This window comes from Streptomyces milbemycinicus (assembly GCF_002154605.1).
In the GTDB taxonomy this organism is placed as follows: Bacteria; Actinomycetota; Actinomycetes; order Streptomycetales; family Streptomycetaceae; genus Streptomyces; species Streptomyces milbemycinicus.
The window spans coordinates 1-17,761 of sequence record NZ_MUNE01000697.1 but is presented as its reverse complement, the minus strand read 5'-3'; the positions used below and the strand labels follow the sequence as shown (position 1 = coordinate 17,761).

General features: G+C 68.5%; 17 protein-coding genes. 11 read left to right on the top strand and 6 right to left on the bottom strand.

What is annotated here, in order from left to right:
• Nucleotides 1-53 precede the first annotated feature (53 nt).
• Nucleotides 54-983: an SDR family oxidoreductase gene (locus CCN51_RS43295; protein WP_014179787.1), complete on the bottom strand. Its 930-nt coding sequence runs from the start codon at nucleotides 981-983 to the stop codon at nucleotides 54-56.
• Between the two features lie 221 nt (nucleotides 984-1,204).
• Between CCN51_RS43295 and CCN51_RS43290 the strand changes: the two genes are divergently transcribed.
• Entirely contained in the window at nucleotides 1,205-1,783 is a 579-nt protein-coding gene (locus tag CCN51_RS43290) for a TetR family transcriptional regulator (RefSeq protein ID WP_014179788.1), read from the top strand.
• 67 nt (nucleotides 1,784-1,850) lie between these two features.
• Here the strand turns inward: CCN51_RS43290 and CCN51_RS43285 are convergent, their stop codons facing one another.
• Nucleotides 1,851-2,579 (bottom strand): GntR family transcriptional regulator, encoded by a 729-nt coding sequence (locus CCN51_RS43285; protein WP_014179789.1) that lies wholly within the window; start codon nucleotides 2,577-2,579, stop codon nucleotides 1,851-1,853.
• 243 nt (nucleotides 2,580-2,822) lie between these two features.
• On the opposite strand from CCN51_RS43285, the gene CCN51_RS43280 reads away from it, so the two are divergent.
• Nucleotides 2,823-5,825: a PQQ-dependent sugar dehydrogenase gene (locus tag CCN51_RS43280; protein WP_014179790.1), complete on the top strand. Its 3,003-nt coding sequence runs from the start codon at nucleotides 2,823-2,825 to the stop codon at nucleotides 5,823-5,825.
• A gap of 155 nt (nucleotides 5,826-5,980) precedes the next feature.
• Here CCN51_RS43280 and CCN51_RS43275 read toward each other — a convergent pair whose 3' ends face one another.
• Both CCN51_RS43275 and CCN51_RS43270 read right to left on the bottom strand, forming a co-directional pair.
• Nucleotides 5,981-7,078: a hypothetical protein gene (locus CCN51_RS43275; RefSeq protein ID WP_238545473.1), complete on the bottom strand. Its 1,098-nt coding sequence runs from the start codon at nucleotides 7,076-7,078 to the stop codon at nucleotides 5,981-5,983.
• Nucleotides 7,079-7,328: 250 nt separating this feature from the next.
• A complete protein-coding gene (locus CCN51_RS43270) occupies nucleotides 7,329-8,039 on the bottom strand; it encodes an alpha/beta fold hydrolase (RefSeq protein ID WP_014179792.1) in 711 nt (236 codons plus the stop codon).
• Nucleotides 8,040-8,298: 259 nt separating this feature from the next.
• Between CCN51_RS43270 and CCN51_RS43265 the strand changes: the two genes are divergently transcribed.
• Nucleotides 8,299-8,955 (top strand): helix-turn-helix transcriptional regulator, encoded by a 657-nt coding sequence (locus tag CCN51_RS43265; protein WP_014179793.1) that lies wholly within the window; start codon nucleotides 8,299-8,301, stop codon nucleotides 8,953-8,955.
• 6 nt (nucleotides 8,956-8,961) lie between these two features.
• Here the strand turns inward: CCN51_RS43265 and CCN51_RS43260 are convergent, their stop codons facing one another.
• Nucleotides 8,962-9,435 (bottom strand): GNAT family N-acetyltransferase, encoded by a 474-nt coding sequence (locus tag CCN51_RS43260; protein ID WP_014179794.1) that lies wholly within the window; start codon nucleotides 9,433-9,435, stop codon nucleotides 8,962-8,964.
• 345 nt (nucleotides 9,436-9,780) lie between these two features.
• Here CCN51_RS43260 and CCN51_RS58495 point away from each other — a divergent pair, with 345 nt between their 5' ends.
• The 3 genes from CCN51_RS58495 to CCN51_RS43245 all read left to right on the top strand — a co-directional run bounded on the left by CCN51_RS58495 (nucleotide 9,781) and on the right by CCN51_RS43245 (nucleotide 13,029).
• Nucleotides 9,781-9,993: a hypothetical protein gene (locus tag CCN51_RS58495; protein ID WP_078610960.1), complete on the top strand. Its 213-nt coding sequence runs from the start codon at nucleotides 9,781-9,783 to the stop codon at nucleotides 9,991-9,993.
• Nucleotides 9,994-10,006: 13 nt separating this feature from the next.
• Complete coding sequence (locus CCN51_RS43250; protein ID WP_238545474.1) at nucleotides 10,007-10,609, top strand: DUF6879 family protein; 603 nt, start codon at nucleotides 10,007-10,009, stop codon at nucleotides 10,607-10,609.
• Between the two features lie 89 nt (nucleotides 10,610-10,698).
• Nucleotides 10,699-13,029: an ATP-binding protein gene (locus CCN51_RS43245; RefSeq protein WP_238545475.1), complete on the top strand. Its 2,331-nt coding sequence runs from the start codon at nucleotides 10,699-10,701 to the stop codon at nucleotides 13,027-13,029.
• Between the two features lie 6 nt (nucleotides 13,030-13,035).
• Here CCN51_RS43245 and CCN51_RS43240 read toward each other — a convergent pair whose 3' ends face one another.
• On the bottom strand, nucleotides 13,036-13,455 hold the full coding sequence (locus CCN51_RS43240) for an ATP-binding protein (RefSeq protein WP_014179797.1): 420 nt from the start codon (nucleotides 13,453-13,455) through the stop codon (nucleotides 13,036-13,038).
• Between the two features lie 169 nt (nucleotides 13,456-13,624).
• On the opposite strand from CCN51_RS43240, the gene CCN51_RS43235 reads away from it, so the two are divergent.
• From CCN51_RS43235 to CCN51_RS43215, 5 genes are all read left to right on the top strand, one after another.
• Entirely contained in the window at nucleotides 13,625-14,476 is an 852-nt protein-coding gene (locus CCN51_RS43235) for a helix-turn-helix domain-containing protein (protein WP_014179798.1), read from the top strand.
• A gap of 10 nt (nucleotides 14,477-14,486) precedes the next feature.
• Nucleotides 14,487-14,687, top strand: coding sequence for a DUF397 domain-containing protein (locus CCN51_RS43230; RefSeq protein WP_014179799.1), 201 nt, complete (start codon nucleotides 14,487-14,489; stop codon nucleotides 14,685-14,687).
• A 15-nt stretch (nucleotides 14,688-14,702) separates the two neighbouring features.
• Nucleotides 14,703-15,452, top strand: coding sequence for a DNA repair protein RecO (gene recO / locus CCN51_RS43225; RefSeq protein WP_014179800.1), 750 nt, complete (start codon nucleotides 14,703-14,705; stop codon nucleotides 15,450-15,452).
• A gap of 35 nt (nucleotides 15,453-15,487) precedes the next feature.
• On the top strand, nucleotides 15,488-16,327 hold the full coding sequence (locus CCN51_RS43220) for an isoprenyl transferase (RefSeq protein WP_014179801.1): 840 nt from the start codon (nucleotides 15,488-15,490) through the stop codon (nucleotides 16,325-16,327).
• Between the two features lie 130 nt (nucleotides 16,328-16,457).
• Nucleotides 16,458-17,761 (top strand): TerD family protein (locus CCN51_RS43215; RefSeq protein WP_245881802.1); only part of this gene is annotated, 1,304 nt, incomplete at its 3' end.

Here is a 17,761-nt window from a genome sequence, read left to right as displayed (position 1 = left end):
GGGCCAGCGGGGCCAGCGGGGCCGGTCAGGCAGGCAGTCCGTCAGGCAGTCCGTCAGGCGGTCGTCGGGGTGCGGAAGTAGTGCCCCTTGTCGAGGTCGTCGATGAGCCCGGGGTGGGTCGGCTGCCACCCCAGCAGCTCGCGGGTCAGCACGCTCGAGACCGGGCCGTCGAACGCGAGGGTGCCTGCCAGCCAGCCGAAGTGCTCGGCCGACTCCTCGGGGGAGACGGAGACGACGGGGAGGTCGAGATGGCGCCCGATGACCTCCGCGACGGCGCGGATCCGCACGCCCTCGTCCGCGGTGGCGTGCAGCGCCGATCCCGCCGGGGCCGTCTCGACCGCCAGGCGGATGAGGTGCGCCGCGTCGAACCGGTGCACGGCGGGCCAGCGGTGGGACCCGTCGCCGATATAGCCGGAGACGCCGCGGGTGCGGGCGATGTCGACCAGCATCGCGATGAAGCCGCGGTCCCCCTCGCCGTACACCGTCGGGGCGAACCGCACGACCGACGAGCGGATGTCGCGGGAGGCGAGGGAGAGCGTCAGTTGTGTGATGGCATGCCGGCCGGCACCCGGGTTTCCCGGGGTCTGGCCGTCGGGAACGCGGTCCCCTTCGGTGGCCACGCGCCCCGGTGCGAGCCCGAGCGTCCCGGCGGCGACGACCAACGGCCGCCCGGATCCCGCGAGCGCGTCGCCGAATGTCTCGACGACGAGGCGATCCGCCTCGATGGCCTCCTCGAAGCCCCCCGAGAAAGCGACGTCGTGTTTGAAGGCGAGGTGGATCACGCCGTCCGAGGCGGCGGCCGCGCTCCGCAGGCTGTCGAGGTCATCGAGGGTGCCGCGCTGCACCTCGGCACCGGCCGCGGTGAGCGCGGCGGCCGAGGCGTCCGAGCGGGCGAGCCCGACGACCTGATGGCCGGCGCCGATGAGTTCGGGTACGACGGCGGAGCCGATCCAGCCGGAAGCGCCGGTGACGAAAACGCGCATGAGAAAGACCTCCAGTAAGCCGACCGGTAAGTCGGCGGGTGAATCGGGCGATGAATCGGGCGATGAATCGGGCGATGAATCGGGCCGTATGTCGGCCGGCCCTGCCGCACGGCATGGCGCGGCGACCAGGACAGACCGATTGGCGATGTCAGTCACTGTCATCGACCGTAGCACCCGACGCCGCCTGATGTCATTCACTGTCATCACGTAGAATCAGCGCCATGGGTCGATGGGAGCCGAACGCGCGCGGGCGACTTGAACAGGCGGCGCTGGAGCTCTACAGCGATCGCGGGTTCGAGCAGACGACGGTGGCGGAGATCGCCAAGCGGGCGGGGCTCACCGAGCGGACCTTCTTCCGGCACTTCGCCGACAAGCGGGAGGTGCTGTTCGCGGGCGGGGGCGCGCTCCAGGAGCTCTTCGTGGGCACCGTCGCGGACCTGCCCGATTCCGTGGTGCCGATCGACGCGGTGGCCGCGGCCCTCGAAGCCGTTGCCGCCGGGTTCGAGGGGCGCCACGCCTACGCCCGAGAGCGCCAGGCCGTCATCGCCGCCAACGCGGAGCTCCGGGAGCGCGAGTTGATCAAGCTTGCGTCCTGGTCCGCGGCGCTGACCGACACCCTGCGCCGGCGTGGCGTCGGGGACCCGGCCGCGAGTCTGATCGCCGAGGCGGGGATCGCCGTCTTCAAGGTCGCGTTCGAGCGCTGGGTCGAGGAGCCGGACCCGCGCGACCTGGTGCAACTCATCCGGGAATCGCTCGACGAGCTCAAAGCCGCGACCGCGGGGAAGTGCGGGTCGGCCTAGGGCTCAGCGGCTCAGGCTCAGTGGTTCAGGCCCAGCAGCTCAGGCTCAGTGGCTCAGGCTCAGTGGCTCAGCGGGTGATGTCCAACTGGATCTCCACGCCGGGCGCCGCACTCTCGCCGCTCGCCAGGCTGTCGATCAGCGCCTGGAGGGTCTGCGCCAGGTGGTGCCGCGAGGCCGACTCGGCCGCCTGGGCGTCCCCGTGTGCGATCGCCTTCAGCATCGCGCGGTGCTCTTCCAGCGACGTCAGCATGCGCCGCGGGCCACTGTGCGACAGATGCCGCAGCCGTACGGTCTGGCTGCGCAGATCGCGGATCGTACGGGCGAGGTACGGGTTGCGGCACGCGGCGATGACCGCCTGGTCGTAGCGTTCGGCCAGCACGTAGAAGTTCTGATAGCCGCGCGTCTGCCCGGCGGCGTCCAGCAGGCGGAAGGACTCCTCGAACTCGTCCAGCCGCGCCAGCAGTTCATGGAACGGGGCCAGTACGCGCTCGTCGGCCGCCCCCGAGGTCGCGACCAGGGCCGCGGCCCGCGGCTCCAGCAGCATCCGGATCTCGAAGAGCGCCCGCACCCCGCCCAGCGAAATGGTGGCCACCCGCGCCACCTCGCCCGGTACGAAGTCCACCAGCCCCTCGGCGGCCAGCCGGCGGATGGCCTCGCGCACGGGGGTACGGGAGGCCCCCAGTTCCTCACCGAGCTGGACCTCGCTCAGCTTCGCCCCGGGCTTCAGGCGCAGCGACTCGATGTCCCCCTTCAGCCGCTCGTAGACGGCCTCGCTCTTGCCGGTCGCCCGGGCCATTGTGGCTCTCCTTGTCGATCCTCCTGCACACCTGCCTGTATACGCAGGCTACCGGCAACGACACCTCACCCGTGGGTGGCTCGGGAGGCGTGTCTGGTCGTCGGCATGTGCTGGTCGACCGCTCACACCGGCCGTGCCTAGATCACCTTCGGTAAACGCTTGCACGCCTCTTGACGTGGACGCGTCGGCTGCGCATCACTGTTAGGAATCTTTCCTATCAGTCTGCAAGGCGGGAGGACTCCTGTGCCACCCATCTCCCACAGACCGCGCCGAGCGGTCGGTGCCTTCCTCGCCGCGGCCACCGCGGCCTTAACCATCGCCCTGCCGAATCTCAGCGCGGCCCAGCCCTCCGGGGCCTCCGGGGCTCAGCCCCCCGGGGCGAGGGCCGCCGCCGCGCCCGTGCGGTACGAGGCCGAGTCCGCGGTCATCACCGAGGGCGCGGCCGAGTCCAACCACGACGGCTTCTCCGGCTCCGGATTCGTCAACTTCGACAACAAGACAGGCAGCTACGTCGAGTTCACGGTGGATGCCCCGGCCGCGGGCAGCGCCACCCTCACCCTCGGCTACGCCAACGGCACCGACGCCAACCGCCCGCTGGACATCGCCGTCAACGGCGACCAGGCAGCCGACGACCTGGCGTTCCCGTCCACCGGCGTCTGGACCAGCTGGTCGTCGGTGACCACGACCGTCACCCTCAAGGCCGGTGCCAACACCATCCGTACGACCTCGGCGGCGGCCGAGGGCGGGCCCAACCTCGACTACATTGATGTCACCGCCTCCGACGGACCGGCCGGCACGGACTACGAGGCCGAGTCCGCCCAGATCTCCCAGGGTGCCGCCGAGTCCAACCACGACGGCTACTCCGGCACCGGATTCGTCAACTTCGACGTCGTGACCGGCGCATACGTCGAGTTCAGCGTTGACGCGGCACAGGCCGGCCCCGCCCGGCTCGACTTCCGCTACGCCAGCTCCTCCGCCGACCGCCCGCTCGATATCGCCGTGGGCGGCGCCACCGTCGCCGACGACCTCTCCTTCCCGGCGACCGGCGCCTGGACCACCTGGAAGACGGTCAGCGTGAACGCCACGCTCAAGGCCGGCAGCAACAAGGTCCGCGCAACCACCTCCGGCGTCGACGGCCCCAACCTCGACAAGCTGACCGTCACCCCGACCGGCCCCGCCGACACCGAGCGGCCGACCGCCCCCGCGAACCTCCGCAAGGACAAGGAGCCGACGGCCACCACCGTCTCGCTGACCTGGGACGCGGCCACCGACAACGTGGGCGTCACCGGCTACGACATCTACCAGCACGGCCAGTTGATGAAGAAGGTCGGCCCGGACGTCCTCGCGGCGACCGTTGAAAACCTCGACCCCGAGACCTCGTACGACTGGACCGTCTTCGCGCGCGACGCGGCCGGAAACGCCTCGGAGGCATCCAACGCCGTCACCATCGCGACGCTGCCCGCCCCGCCGGACACCGAGTCGCCGACCACCCCCGGCAGCCTGACCTCCCCGTCGAAGACGGCCACGACCGTCGATCTGTCCTGGGCCGCGTCCAGCGACAACGTCAAGGTCACGGGCTACGAGATCTACCGCGACGGCGCCCTGTCCGGCACCTCCGAGACCACCTCCACCAGCGTCGCGGGCCTGACCCCCAACACCGCGTACGCCTTCAAGGTCAGGGCGTACGACCTCAAGGGCAACAAGTCCGCCTTCACGCCCGAGATCACGGTGACCACCTCCGGCACCCAGCCCGGCGGCACCCCCGACCCCGGCACGGTCAGCACCATCGCGAGCGGGGTCGACGTGGCCTGGGGCCTCGGCTTCCTGCCCGACGGCACGGGCATCTTCACCGAGCGCAACACCTTCAACGTCTACAAGCTGACCAAGTCCGGTACGAAGACTCTGGTCGGCAAGGTGCCCAACTCCCAGACCACCGGTGGCGAGGGCGGTCTGCTGGGCATCGAGGTCTCCCCGACCTTCGCCACCGACCACTACCTCTACTTCGTCCACACCTCCAGCGAGGGCAACCGCATCGCCCGTATGACGCTGGAGAACAACACCCTCAGCGGCTACAAGGTGCTGCTCCAGGGCATGGAGAAGAGCCGCTACCACAACGGCGGACGGCTGCGCTTCGGCCCCGACGGCAAGCTGTACGCCACCATGGGCGACGCCCAGACCGAGTCGCGGGCCCAGGACCGCAACTCGCTCAACGGCAAGATCCTCCGGATCAACCCCGACGGCTCCATCCCGTCCGACAACCCCTTCGGCAACGCCGTCTGGTCGCTGGGCCACCGCAACCCGCAGGGCCTGGACTTCGACTCCAAGGGCCGCCTGTGGGAGTCCGAGTTCGGCAACAGCGTCATGGACGAGGTCAACCTCATCCAGAAGGGCGGCAACTACGGCTGGCCCAACTGCGAGGGCACCAGCGGCGACTGCTCCGGCTCCGGCTACATCGCGCCCAAGAAGACCTGGTCCACCTCCTCGGCCTCGCCCAGCGGCCTGACCATCATCAATGACCATGTCTTCGTCGCCACCACCGTGGGGAAGCGCGTCTACCGGATGCGGATCGACTCCTCGTCGAACCTCGTCGAGCAGAAGACGTACTTCCAGGGCACGTACGACCGGCTGCGCACGGTGGAGGTCGACCACGACGGCGACATCTGGCTCACCACCTCCACCGACAAGGACGGCACGGACGGCAACGACCGCATCCTGCGGATCGACATCGTCTACTCGGACGACGGCACGGCTGGTGACTTCAAGCTCGGCAGCGGCGCCTTCAACGACAACGCGACGATCCCCACACGCCACACCTGCGCCGGGGACGGAACGGCGGGCCAGGACACCTCGCCCCCGCTGGCCTGGGGCGCCGGAACCACCGGCGGGCGCAGTTGGGCCATCGTCTTCGCGGATGTCGCGGACGGCGGCAACAAGCTCCACTGGGGGATCTGGGACATCCCGGCGGCCAAGCTGTCACTGCCCGAGGCGCTGGGGTCCGGATTCAACGTCCCGGGCCAGGACGGCGCCAAACAGAAGGCCATGGGCAGCGGCGCGAATGCCCAGCAGTACTTCGGGCCCTGCCCCGGCGGTTCCACACATCCGTACACCTTCACGCTGTACGCGGTGAACAGCTCGACCGTCCCCGGGATCAACTCCGGCTCGTCGATGGCCCAGATCGAAACGGCGATCAAGAACGCGAGCACGGCGAACGTGAAGCTGCGCGGCAACTCCAACGCGGGCACGTAGCCGTTGAGGTGAGGCAGGGGTGGCCGGAGGGGCCGGATGTGATCCGGCCCTCTCCGGCCACCCCTCGCTCGTCACGGCCCGGGCCGCAGGCTCCAAGACTACCGGACCCTGGCTGCCGCTGTTCGGCGAACGGCCAAGGCATCACCCGGCCAAAGTCAGTTCTCCTTGGCCAGCTCCCACAGATGCACGGAAGTCCCATCCTCGGAGATCGTGTACCACGTGCCGCCCCCCGCTGCGCGGGCAGGCCCCGAGACGGGAACGGGGTAGGAGATCTCGCCACGCAGGGTCATCCCATGCACGTCGACCAGCCAGTGGCGGGCGGTGCCATACCGGGCGTCGCACTCGGAGGTCCCGGCAACCAGCGTGTCCTCGTCGACGAAGGCCGCGTCATAGTCCCAGTACACCCTGTCCTCGCCAGTGCTCCTCGGGTGTGCCGGCACGGTGTCCTGGGCGTCCAGTTCCCGCAGAACCGAGCCGTTCTCCACCTGGTGGAGGGAGAGCGACCACTGCCCGGTGTCAACGGTCAGGAGGTACCGGCCGGACGGGCTGACCGCAAGGAGGATCTCGTCGATGCCGATGCGCTCGGCGGTCAGCTGTTGCCCGTCCCAGCGCCCCCACAGCGCAGGCGACCCTTCCTCGCCCTCGCCGACACTCAGCCCCATCCGCGCAGGGTCTGGGTGTGGAGTGTGCTCGGAGCCGGAGGCCACGGTCATGGTGTTCACACGTCCCAGCACCCTTCCGTCCGTGGCGTCCAGGACCACCCACAGTTCCTGGTCGTCCTCCGTCTCCCTGTCGCCGCCCAACGGACCGCGGACGTGGGCCCAAACAAGCGTGCCGTCTGCACTGACCGCGACTGAGCCGCTGTCGGCGTAGCCGTGGTCCTCGTCGTGGGCGTATTCGTCGAACGACAGGTGCGAGAGGGTGCAGCCGCCGTACCAGCAGCCGTGCTGCACTTCCCAGCGCGTCGTACCGGTCGGCTTCACCGACCGCACCGCGTGCACGCCGGCGAACAGCGCGGCATCCCGCTTCGGCGACACCGTCACCGATCCGAAGCGGCGTGGCCAAGGCGCTGGGAAGCGGACCTCGGGGGCTCGGCCAGCGTGGGACACGTCCAGGTCGAGGGCCACCACTTCGGTGTCACCACGCTGCACGAGGAGCCTGCGGTTGGGCCGGCAAAGCACCCGCGGAGGCTCTGCTGACGCCGGGTCCAGCGGAGCGGCGATGGTGGTGATGAGACGAGCGGTGATTGTCACGGTTTCTTCCAGCCACGGACGACGGACGATGCGAGAGCCAGATGTCCCAACCCTAAAGGGGGACGCAGACGTCACCGCGCCGACCTTGCGCTTGAGCAGGCCGGCCCACCACTGCGGTGGGTGCGACCAGTGGACCAGGGTGATCCTTTGCGGCAATGGGCCCCACCCACCCCCTTGCAAAAAATCGTTTGATGGAGAGCAAGCGTTTTTTTGCAGGGGGGTGGGTGGGGGCCCTCGGTCGATGCGGCCGTCAATGGCAAGCCTGTCGTCTGAGCGTCGACGCATCCGCGATGCATTCGCCGAGCAGTAGTGCGGCGACGGCCTCCGGGGCCTCATGCATTGCGTCGTGGCCGGTTGGGAGGTCGTGGACCTGCCATTTGGGATCGGCTTGGAGCCGGGTGCGGAGTTCAGCGAACGGCGTCCGGTCTTCCCACCCCGAGCAGTAGATGAACTCCCGACGGGGAACCTGGGCGAGCGTGCCTGTGAGCCGGATCGTTTGCAGGAACGAGGCGAGGGGATGGGGACGGCGGCGGGGATCGCCGCCGTCCGGCGGCCGGACGGCGTAGCCGGTGGCCGCAGCGCCGGCAGCGAACACTTCCCGGAAGCGCTCGTTCGTTGACGACCAGCACGACTCGCCGTCGCGCGGCACGTAGGCGTCGAGCTGCACCAGCCGTGAGATCCGCCCGCCGGCGCGATCGGCCGCGGCGGCGGTCACCATCCCGCCGTAGCTGTGGCCGACCAGCGTCGCGTTGGTGAGGTGGGCGCGATCGAGGAGCCGCAATACGTCCTCGGCGTGCGTGTCGAGGTTGGCGGTCGCCACCGTCGCGTTGTCGTCGTCCGGCCGCAGACCGGTCAGGGTCAGGGCGTGCACGGCATGACCGGCACGCTCCAGCAGTGGAACCACCGCCTCGAACGACCAGGAGCCCTTCCAACCGCCGGGCACAAGAACGAACGTCGCCATGCGTGTCTCCCTCTCTCAAGCCGCGTCATCAAGGCAGGCCGCCTCGATGACGTGTGGTGGAGGCAGTGTCACCAGATCAAGGTGTGGCTGGCTACCGCTAAAATGCCAACCGATGCCTGTTCACCGCCAACCTCGCCGGACCGCCGGTGTGACGTCACATGTGTGGCCGTCCGGCGGGCGCCACCTCCGGCCATCCGGGGAAACAAGCGCAGTTCAGTCGCACGCACGGGGACACCTGGTATACGCGGCCAGCGGCGTCTTGACAGTTCACACCGAGCGCGGCACATCGATCGTTCCCGCCAACCGGGTCGCCTGGACCCCCGCCGGGTTCACGCACTATCACCGCGCCCACGGCGACACCGACATGCGGATCGTCTTTCTCGCGCCATCCCTCGCCCGGCTCATACCGGACCATCCCGCCGTGTTCCTGGCCTCCGGCCTCGCCCGCGAGGTCCTGCTCGCCCTGACCGGCCCCCGCAACTACGACGACGCCGCGCCTGGCTACAGCCGCTCCGCGCGCTCTCGCCTCCTTCGAGTCCTGGTCGATGAACTCCGCGAAGCACACGAACAGCCACTGCACCTGCCGGAGCCACGGGACGACCGACTGCAAGCCATTGCCCGGATGCTGTACGAGACGCCGGCGGACAACGCCACGCTGGCCGAACTCGGGAAGACGATCGGAGCCAGCACCCGCACCCTCAGCCGACTGTTCCGCAGCGAACTCGGCATGACCTTCTATGAGTGGCGCACGCAGCTACGCATCTACCACGCGCTCGTGCTCCTCGCCGACGGCCACGACACCACCCGAACCGCCTACGCCTGCGGATGGGCCAACCCAAGCAGCTTTATCTCAGCGTTCACCAACATCATCGGAACGACCCCGGGCCGCTACCGAACCAGTCGCCAGATGGGGTGAGCCGGTTTACCCCGCGCTGTTCGGTATCCAGCGAAGCGTCAGATCGGGCAGGTTCTCCATGTTGCGATCACCGTCGTTGGTGTCGATGACGGTGAAACCGTGGCGTTCGTAGAACGCGCGGGCATCGGTGTTCTGCTGAAAGACGTGCAGGGACACCCCGTCAGGGCTGTGCCGCCTGACCTCATCGAGCAGTAGCGTGCCGATGCCCTGCCGACGGACGTCCGGGCGCAGATAGAGGTGTTCGAGCAGGTCACCGTCAAGGGCCGCATAGCCGATGATCTCCGCACCACACACCGCGACCCAGGTGCGGCATCGCTTGAGCAGGGCATCCCGGGCCCATCGGGTCACCTGCTCGTGATTGCGCTTCTGCGGGGGCAGATAAGGCATGGTCGCCGACCGCGAGGCCATATGGATGCGCGCGATCACGGCTGTATCCGCCTCCTCGGCGAATCGGACCCGAGGCTTGCCGTCATCGCTCATGTCGGGAACTTACCCGGTCCGCTGCCGTCATTCGGTGAGGGGGCGCGCAGCTCGAACCAGATGTGTTTGCCGGTGGGCTGCGTGCCGCTTTCCCGGGTGACGCCCCGGGAAGCCCGAACCGTGTCCGCGCCGCCCGCCCCGCGCCCACCAGGCGTGCGCCGCCCCTGCGCCCACGCGTGCCCCGGCTTACCCCCGTAAAGCGTTCTCGTCCGTGTGTCGAGAGCGTAGTACTGCCCACGCTCCGACACGTCTCCGCCGGCGCCGCAGCCATGGCATGCCTGACACCTCATGTGCCATCCTTGAGATGATGGACAGTCAGTGACGCTGGGGCTACGGAGGCAGACGATGGCTCGTCTTTGGGAGGCTGACCCGTCGGCGTTATTCGCCAAGCGTCTGGGAAAGTCGGCGGCAGAGCTTGGGCACTCTGAGGGCCGCGACCTCACTGCCGTCTATGCCTCGCGTTTACCGACTGGTGTGTCCATCGGGCCCGACGAGCGGCTGGTTGTCATTCCCGGAAACATGCTCAGTGCAGCAAAGGTAGATATTCCCGATGCTTGATCTTCGTGCCCCCGTGCTTCCGGCCGACCGAGGCGAACCACTCGATGACGACGCCTACGTCAGTGACTTTCGGGCGCGACGCAAGGCCATCCGTCACGGCGAGTCCTGGAAGTTGGAACGGCTGCAGCACTTCGAAGAGAAGGACAGCCCCACCCGGGACGCGCTCCGCCGAGGCGACTGGGACGAAGCGCTCCGGCTGTTCGAGGCGAAGCGTGAGGCCACACAGAAGGCGGCTGAAGAGGACCGGAGGAACGGCTCCCCGTTCCATCGTTTGCGCGTGGTGGAAGAGCCGCTGACGCCATATATGCAATGGGAACTGCACTGGCTCCACGTCCGTACGGAGGCCGGGCACCCCACCCGGGTGCTGCCCGCGAAGGAAGTCGCCGCCGCTGAGACCGATCACCTTCTGCCCGAGTTCGTCATCCTCGACAATCGCACCCTTTATGAGATTCTCTACACCGAGACCGGGGCCTTCGAGAGCGCGCGCCGTTTCACCGACCCCGAGATCGTAAAACCTTGGGTGACCTATGTGAAGCAGGCTTGGGCGGTAGCGGAGGACATCCGGACGTACTTCGAGCGCGCGGTGGTACATCTTCCGCCGCCCCCGGCGGCATGAGCGGAGAACAAATCAACGCCTCGGCCGGGGATGAGGGAAGTCGTCCACAAGGCTCTCAGAATGATCTGTCAGGGTCGTCTCGGGACGTCGTGCAGGCTGGCAATGTCTCGGGCGGAATCAACTATTACCAGGGGGCGCCGGGGGAGCCGGCCGGCCTCATACCGCGACAGCTTCCGGCTGATGTGCACGCCTTTGTCAACCGCAGCGACGAACTTAATCAGCTTGATGCGATCCTGGCCAGCCCAAGCGGCGACCGACTGGTTGTCTCGATCCATGTAGTGGCCGGCACGGCAGGTGCGGGGAAGACCTCGCTGGTGTTGCACTGGGCCCATCAAGTCAAGGACCGCTTTCCCGACGGTCAGCTCTTCGTCAATCTGCGGGGCTACGACCCCGGCGAACCCGTCACCGCGGACCAGGCACTGCGTCGATTCTTGCGCGCGCTCGGCGTGCCTGCCGACCAGATTCCCCAGGATGTCGATGCTGCCGCCGCTCTGTACCGCTCGCTGCTCGCCGAGCGACGCGTCCTGATCCTGCTCGACAACGCCGCCACGGTCAGCCAGGTGCGGCCGCTCCTGCCCGGTACTGGTAACAGCCTGGTAGTGGTGACCAGCCGCAACCGGCTCGCCGGCCTCACCGTACGAGACGGGGCCCGCCGTCTGACGCTCGGCACCCTTCCCGAGCCTGAGGCGATCGCCTTACTGCGCGCGGTCACCAGCGGCTATCGGCCCGGAGACGATGGGGAAAAGCTGACCGAACTGGCGCGTCTTTGCGCTCGGCTGCCGCTCGCCTTACGTATCGCGGCAGAGCGCGCTGCCAGTCATCCTCACATGAGGATCGACGATCTCATCTCTGACTTGCGGGACGAGTCGGCGCTGTGGGACGCGCTCAGCACCGGCATCGACGAGGAAGCAGAGGCGGTCCACTCGGTTTTCGCCTGGTCCTACCGCGCCCTGCCGGATTCCTCCGCGCGGCTTTTTCGCCTGCTGGGAATTCATCCGGGTCCCGAGTTCAGCCTCCACGCGGCCGCGGCCCTCTGTGAGCTCAGCCTCAGCCGCACGAGGCAACTCCTGGACGATCTCGCGGGCGCCCACCTGCTTGAACAAACCGCGCCGGACCGATTCCAGTTCCACGACCTACTGCGTGCCTTCGCCACCGGTCAGGCGCAGAGCGATGAACCCGCGGAGCAACGGAACGCGGCCCTGCGCCGTGTGCTGGACTGGTATCTGCATACTGCTGACGCGGCGCAGAGTTGGCTCAGACCTTCCGAGCAGCATTCCCTCCTGACGGCATCGACAGCTTCCGTGCCTCCCCTGGTCTTCGCCGACTACGACGCGGCGGCGGACTGGGCGGACCGCGAACACACGACTCTGCTCCGTTTGGTTCCGGCCGCCGCATCGGCGGGGATCGGGACTCTCGCCTGGCAGTTGGCCGAGGTGCTGTGGAATGCCCGCTACCCGTCAGCGCCAGGCAGCGACTGGATCGACCCGATGCGTGCCGGTCTGGCGGCAGCCGAACGGGCGGATGAACCGGGTGCCCAAATCCGTTTGCTCAACTACCTCGGCATGGCCTATCGGAAATACCGCCGCCTCGACGAGGGCATGGAATGTCACCGACGAGCCAGGGAAGTCGCGCACAGGAAAGCCATGCCCCTCGAAGAGGCGCGCTCGCTGAATCTCATCGGCCTCATTCACCTCGAGAGCCGCCAATTCGACCCGGCAGCTGACCACTTCGAGCGTGCCGCTGCGATCTTTGGTGACGCGGACGAACGCCGCAGGGCGGCCATGGCCCTGTCCAACATCGCCAGCACCCGTCTTGACGCGGGCTGCCTGTCCGAGGCCGAGGAGGCTGCCCAACAGGCCCTCGCCGCCCACCGAGCCCTGGACAACCAGAGAAGCGTGGGCAATGCCTTGTATATCGTCGCCGAGGTCCGCCGAGAGCAAGGCGAACTCACGGCAGCACGACATGCGATCGACGAAGCCCTGGATATCGCGCTCAACCTCAGGAGTCACGTCCTGGAGGGTTTTTGGCTGCTCACTCTGGGCGATATCCAGCGGGTCGCCGGGCAATACGGCGATGCGCTGACCTCGTACCAGCGGTCCGCCAAGCTGCATCGCCGTCTCGGTGACCGCAGCCGAGAAGCCCTCGCCTGGCGGGGCACCGGGCAGACCTATGCGGCAATGGAGCGTTGTGACGAAGCCGCCGCGTTCCATCGCCGGGCCGCCGTCGTGCACGGTCAGCTCGGCGACGCGTGGCAGCACGCCTTGGAACTCGACCACTTGGCCGCCGCCGTGTATATGGCGGACCCCCAAGCGGCCGGCGCCCACTGGGCCGAGGCTCTGTCCCACCTGGTTACGTACACCGACCCCCGGGCCGTGGCGGTGCGGTCCCGCGTCGAGGGGTGTCTGGCCGATCCCGCGTAGCTTCCGTCAATCGGTGAGCGGGTCGCGCAGCTCGAACCAGATGTGCTTGCCGGTGGGCTGCGTGCCGCTTTCCCAGGTGACGCCGCATGCGTGGGCGAGTTGCTTCATGAGGAAGAGGCCGCGGCCCCCCTCTTCGTCGGCCTCCGCCCTGCGCGGGCGGGGGAGGTCGTCCGGCGAGCTGTCGCGTACGGCGATGGTGGCGATGCGGTCCCGTACGAGGGTGTCGATGTGGATGACGGGGGTGGCTGTGTGCTGGTGGACGTTGGTGACCGCCTCGGACACCAGGAGGCGGGCCGTGTCCGCGAGGTCGTCGAGGCCGTTGGCCTGGAGGAGAGCGGCGATCGCGTCGCGGCAGGCTTTGGGGCTCTTGGGGGAGTTGGGGGCGCTGAGTCGGTAGGCGTAGGCGGGTTCGGCGACTTCGGGCATGGCGGTGTCTCCCAACGCGGTGCGTGATGGTTCCGATGCGCTGTGCTATCGAGACCATAAGGCATTGAGTGCATCCCTGTACTCGTTCGCGGATATCTCTGCCCTCGATCTGGTGATCCGGTAATCTCGCGACGACACTGTGTGATGACGGAGTGAGGGAGGGCAGGGCATGACGCACACGGCAGCCCCGAGCGCGAGGCGGCGCCGACTCGGCGCGGAGCTGCGCAAGATGCGTGAGCACGCCGGGATGACGGTGGCCTACGCGGCTCAGCAACTGGGCGCCGAGGGCCCGCGGATCAGCAACATGGAGTCCGGTCGCCTGGGCGTGAGCGAGGAGCGTGTCAGGATGCTGGCCGCCATCTACGCCTGCGGCGACCAGGCATACGTTGACGCTCTCGCGGCCATCGCCACCGAGCGCGGCCGGGGGTGGTGGGAGGGCTACCGGGACCGGATGGCTGTCGACGCCCTGGATCTGGCCGAGCTGGACTTCCACGCCGTGGGTCTGCGCGCGGTGCAGATCATGCACATTCCGGGGCTGCTGCAGACCGAGGACTACGCGAACGCCGTGTTCTCCACCGCCGAACCCGCGCTCACCCCGGTGCAACGGCGAGTGAACGTCTCGTACCGGATGAGGCGCCGCGAGGTGCTCGATCGAGATGTCCCTCCGCAGTGCACCTTCCTCATTCACGAGGCGGCGTTGAGGATGGAGTTCGGCGGGTCCAAGGTGGCCCGTGGACAGTTGGAGCGCCTGTTGGAGGCGTCGGAGTGGGACAACGTCACCGTCCGGACCATTCCCTTCTCCGCTGGGGGATTTCCGCATGCGGGAGCCTCCGTGACGTACATGTACGGAGTGGTTCCGCAGTTGGATACGGTTCAGCTCGACACGCCCACCGGTGTGACCTTCCTGGACGGGGAGACGCATCTCGCCAACTACCGGCGGATCCTCGACCGGACGGAAGGGCTGTCCCTCGCACCTGCGGACACGCGCGATTTCATCCAAGCCATCGCACAACGACTCTGAAGGCATCGAGATGTCCGACATACAGTGGCAGAAGTCGTCCTACTCGGCGGACGGCCCCGGCAACAACTGCGTCGAGCTCGCTCGAACCCCGGACAGCATCCTCCTGCGGGAGAGCGACGAACCGCACGCCGTGATCACAACCACCCCCGCTGCCCTCCGCGCCCTCACTCACGCCGTGAAGGCCGGGCGGTTCGATCATGTGTCCCGCTGAGGGACAATAAGCGCCATGAGTCTGTTCCGCGACGACGGCATCGTGCTGCGCACCCAGAAGCTGGGCGAGGCGGACCGGATCATCACGCTGCTCACCCGTGGTCACGGCCGGGTACGGGCCGTGGCCCGGGGGGTGCGGCGGACGAAGTCGAAGTTCGGGGCGCGGCTCGAGCCGTTCAGCCATGTCGACGTGCAGTTCTTCTCGCGCGGGGGCGGCGAGCTGGTCGGCCGCGGGCTGCCGCTGTGCACGCAGAGTGAGACCATCGCTCCGTACGGCAGCGCCATCGTGACCGACTACGCCCGCTACACCGCCGGTACGGCGATGCTGGAGACCGCCGAGCGGTTCACCGACCACGAGGGCGAGCCCGCCATGCAGCAGTATCTGCTGCTGGTCGGCGCGCTGCGGACGCTCGCCTCGGGGGAGCATGAGCCGCATCTGATCCTGGACGCGTTCCTGCTCCGCTCGCTCGCGGTGAACGGCTACGCGCCGAGTTTCGACAACTGCGCGAAGTGCGGGATGCCCGGGCCGAACCGGTTCTTCTCGGTCGGCGCGGGCGGGGTGATCTGCGGGGAGTGCCGGGTGCCCGGAAGCGTCGTACCCTCGGCGGAGGCGCTGATGCTGCTGGGTGCGCTGCTGACCGGGGACTGGGAGACCGCGGACGCGTGTGAGGCTCGGCATGCCCGGGAGGGCAGCGGGCTCGTGGCGGCGTATTTGCACTGGCACCTGGAGCGGGGGCTCCGGTCGCTTCGGTATGTAGAGAAATAAAGCGCAAAAGCAGTTGAGAGGGAGACGGCAGGCACATGGCACGACGCGGGATTCTGGGCCGACAGCGGCGCGAGTACCGGGCCCCGGACCTGCACCCTTCGGGTGCCCGTCCGCCGAAGATCCCCGGTGAGCTGGTGCCCAAGCATGTGGCCGTTGTCATGGACGGCAATGGCCGCTGGGCCAAGGAGCGCGGGCTGCCGCGTACCGAGGGGCACAAGGTGGGCGAGGGCGTGGTCCTCGATGTGCTCAAGGGGTGTCTGGAGATCGGGGTCAAGAACCTCTCCCTCTACGCCTTCTCCACCGAGAACTGGAAGCGCTCGCCCGACGAGGTGCGCTTCCTGATGAACTTCAACCGGGATGTCATCCGCCGCCGCCGCGACGAGATGGACGAGATGGGCATCCGTATCCGCTGGGCGGGGCGGATGCCGAAGCTGTGGAAGTCCGTGGCGCAGGAGCTCCAGGTCGCGCAGGAGCAGACCAAGGACAACGACGCCATGACCATGTACTTCTGCATGAACTACGGCGGCCGGGCCGAGATCGCGGATGCGGCGAAGGCGCTGGCGGAGGATGTCAGGGCGGGGCGTCTTGACCCGTCGAAGGTGAACGAGAAGACGTTCGCGAAGTACCTCTACTACCCGGACATGCCGGATGTGGATCTCTTCCTGCGGCCCTCGGGCGAGCAGCGCACATCCAACTACCTGATCTGGCAGAGCGCCTACGCGGAGATGGTCTACCAGGACGTGCTGTGGCCGGACTTCGACCGCCGCGACCTATGGCGGGCCTGCCTGGAGTACGCCTCGCGTGACCGCCGCTTCGGCGGGGCGATCCCGAACGAGATGCAGCAGAAGGACGGTTCCCAGCCGGGCCCGCAGTAACCCCCGCCGCGTCTTCTTCCCTGGCCGGTGTCGTCGCCTCAACTGGCGGCGGCACCGGCCGTTGTGTTCTCAGCGACCTGTGTCATGATCCGTCCTCAGTCCCAGGGTGTGGAGAAAAGGTGGAGTGACGATGGGGGAAGTGGTCAAGGGAGGCAATGCCTTCGTGCCGTCCGTCCCGCTGCGGATCGCCGTACGGAACGGGCTGGACGCCTCGGCGTGGCTGCTGACGCAGGACGGGCGGGTCCGGGGCGACGCGGACGTCGTGTTCCACGGCGCGCCCGCCCATCCGTCGGGTGCCGTGTGGCTGGCCGGGGGTGAGGACGGCACGGTGTGGCTGGAGGTCGGCCTCACCGCCATCGAAGAGGAGATCGTCCGCGTCCTCGTGGCCGGGTCGACGGACGGCGGCGCGATACGGGACGTGACCGGGCCGTCGGTGGAGGCGTTCGCGCCGGACGGGACGTCGGTCGCCCGGTACGACGTGACCGATGGCGGCGGCGAGACGGCGATGGTGCTGGCGGAGCTGTACCGGCGGGCGGGGGGCTGGAAGTTCCGCGCGGTGGGCCAGGGGTATCTGGACGGCCTCACCGGGCTGGCGGGGGATCACGGCGTGGACGTGGCGGCGGATGACGGCCCGCGCCCGGAGCCGATGCCCGCGGCGCCGCACCCCGCAGCGGCACCCGCGGCGCCGCACCCCGCAGCGGCACCGACGCCCACGGTCGCGGTGCCGCAGCCCGTACCGGCGCCCCCCGTGGCACAGCCCGTGATACCGGGCCCGATCCTCCCCGCCGACTGGTCGTTCGGCGCGGTCTTCGAGCCGTACGAGCAGTACGGCCGGGACAACGACGTGATCACCGTGGACGGGCTCCCGCCGGGACCGGTCATCGTCGAACTCACCCTCGAAGGCGGGGGATACACCGGCTTGTGGACCCTCGACAAGCGGAACAAGCAGAAGGACAACCTCGTCAACAGCACCGAGCACGCCTTCCGGGGACGGCTGCTCACGGTCGTCCCCGAGCGCGCGCCCCTGCGGCTGCGGTTGCAGGCCGATGGCCCCTGGCAGCTACGGGTGTTGCCGCTGGTGGCGGGCCGCCGGCTGACGGAGGAGTGGCTGGAGTGGGGCGGCCCCGACGTCCTGCTGCACACGGCGGGCACGGCCGACCTCGCCATCCGTTACCGGGGCGACGACAACCTGATCGTCCACCTCTACGAACTGGCGGGGCACGAGGACCCCACGACCCTGCCCAGCTACGAGAACGCCGTCAACGAGATCGGTAAGCGGCGGGAGACCGTGCCGCTGCCCGAGGGGCCGGTCATCGTGCATCTGGAGATGGCGGACGGGCCCTGGCAGGCGCGGCTGAAGGGGCTTCTGCCGCACAGCGGGCCGGCCACCCCGCCCATGCAGGTCCCGGTGGCGTCCGTAACAGCAGCCGCGCC

Excerpts from the sequence above, each read along its gene's own strand:
- CCN51_RS43235 (WP_014179798.1), top strand. The coding sequence starts at position 13,625 with ATGACGCACACGGCAGCCCCGAGCGCGAGGCGGCGCCGACTCGGCGCG.
- CCN51_RS58495 (WP_078610960.1), top strand. The coding sequence starts at position 9,781 with ATGGCTCGTCTTTGGGAGGCTGACCCGTCGGCGTTATTCGCCAAGCGT.
- CCN51_RS43230 (WP_014179799.1), top strand. The coding sequence starts at position 14,487 with ATGTCCGACATACAGTGGCAGAAGTCGTCCTACTCGGCGGACGGCCCC.
- CCN51_RS43240 (WP_014179797.1), bottom strand. The coding sequence starts at position 13,455 with ATGCCCGAAGTCGCCGAACCCGCCTACGCCTACCGACTCAGCGCCCCC.
- CCN51_RS43270 (WP_014179792.1), bottom strand. The coding sequence starts at position 8,039 with ATGGCGACGTTCGTTCTTGTGCCCGGCGGTTGGAAGGGCTCCTGGTCG.
- CCN51_RS43220 (WP_014179801.1), top strand. The coding sequence starts at position 15,488 with ATGGCACGACGCGGGATTCTGGGCCGACAGCGGCGCGAGTACCGGGCC.
- CCN51_RS43290 (WP_014179788.1), top strand. The coding sequence starts at position 1,205 with ATGGGTCGATGGGAGCCGAACGCGCGCGGGCGACTTGAACAGGCGGCG.
- CCN51_RS43260 (WP_014179794.1), bottom strand. The coding sequence starts at position 9,435 with ATGAGCGATGACGGCAAGCCTCGGGTCCGATTCGCCGAGGAGGCGGAT.
- CCN51_RS43285 (WP_014179789.1), bottom strand. The coding sequence starts at position 2,579 with ATGGCCCGGGCGACCGGCAAGAGCGAGGCCGTCTACGAGCGGCTGAAG.
- recO (WP_014179800.1), top strand. The coding sequence starts at position 14,703 with ATGAGTCTGTTCCGCGACGACGGCATCGTGCTGCGCACCCAGAAGCTG.
- CCN51_RS43295 (WP_014179787.1), bottom strand. The coding sequence starts at position 983 with ATGCGCGTTTTCGTCACCGGCGCTTCCGGCTGGATCGGCTCCGCCGTC.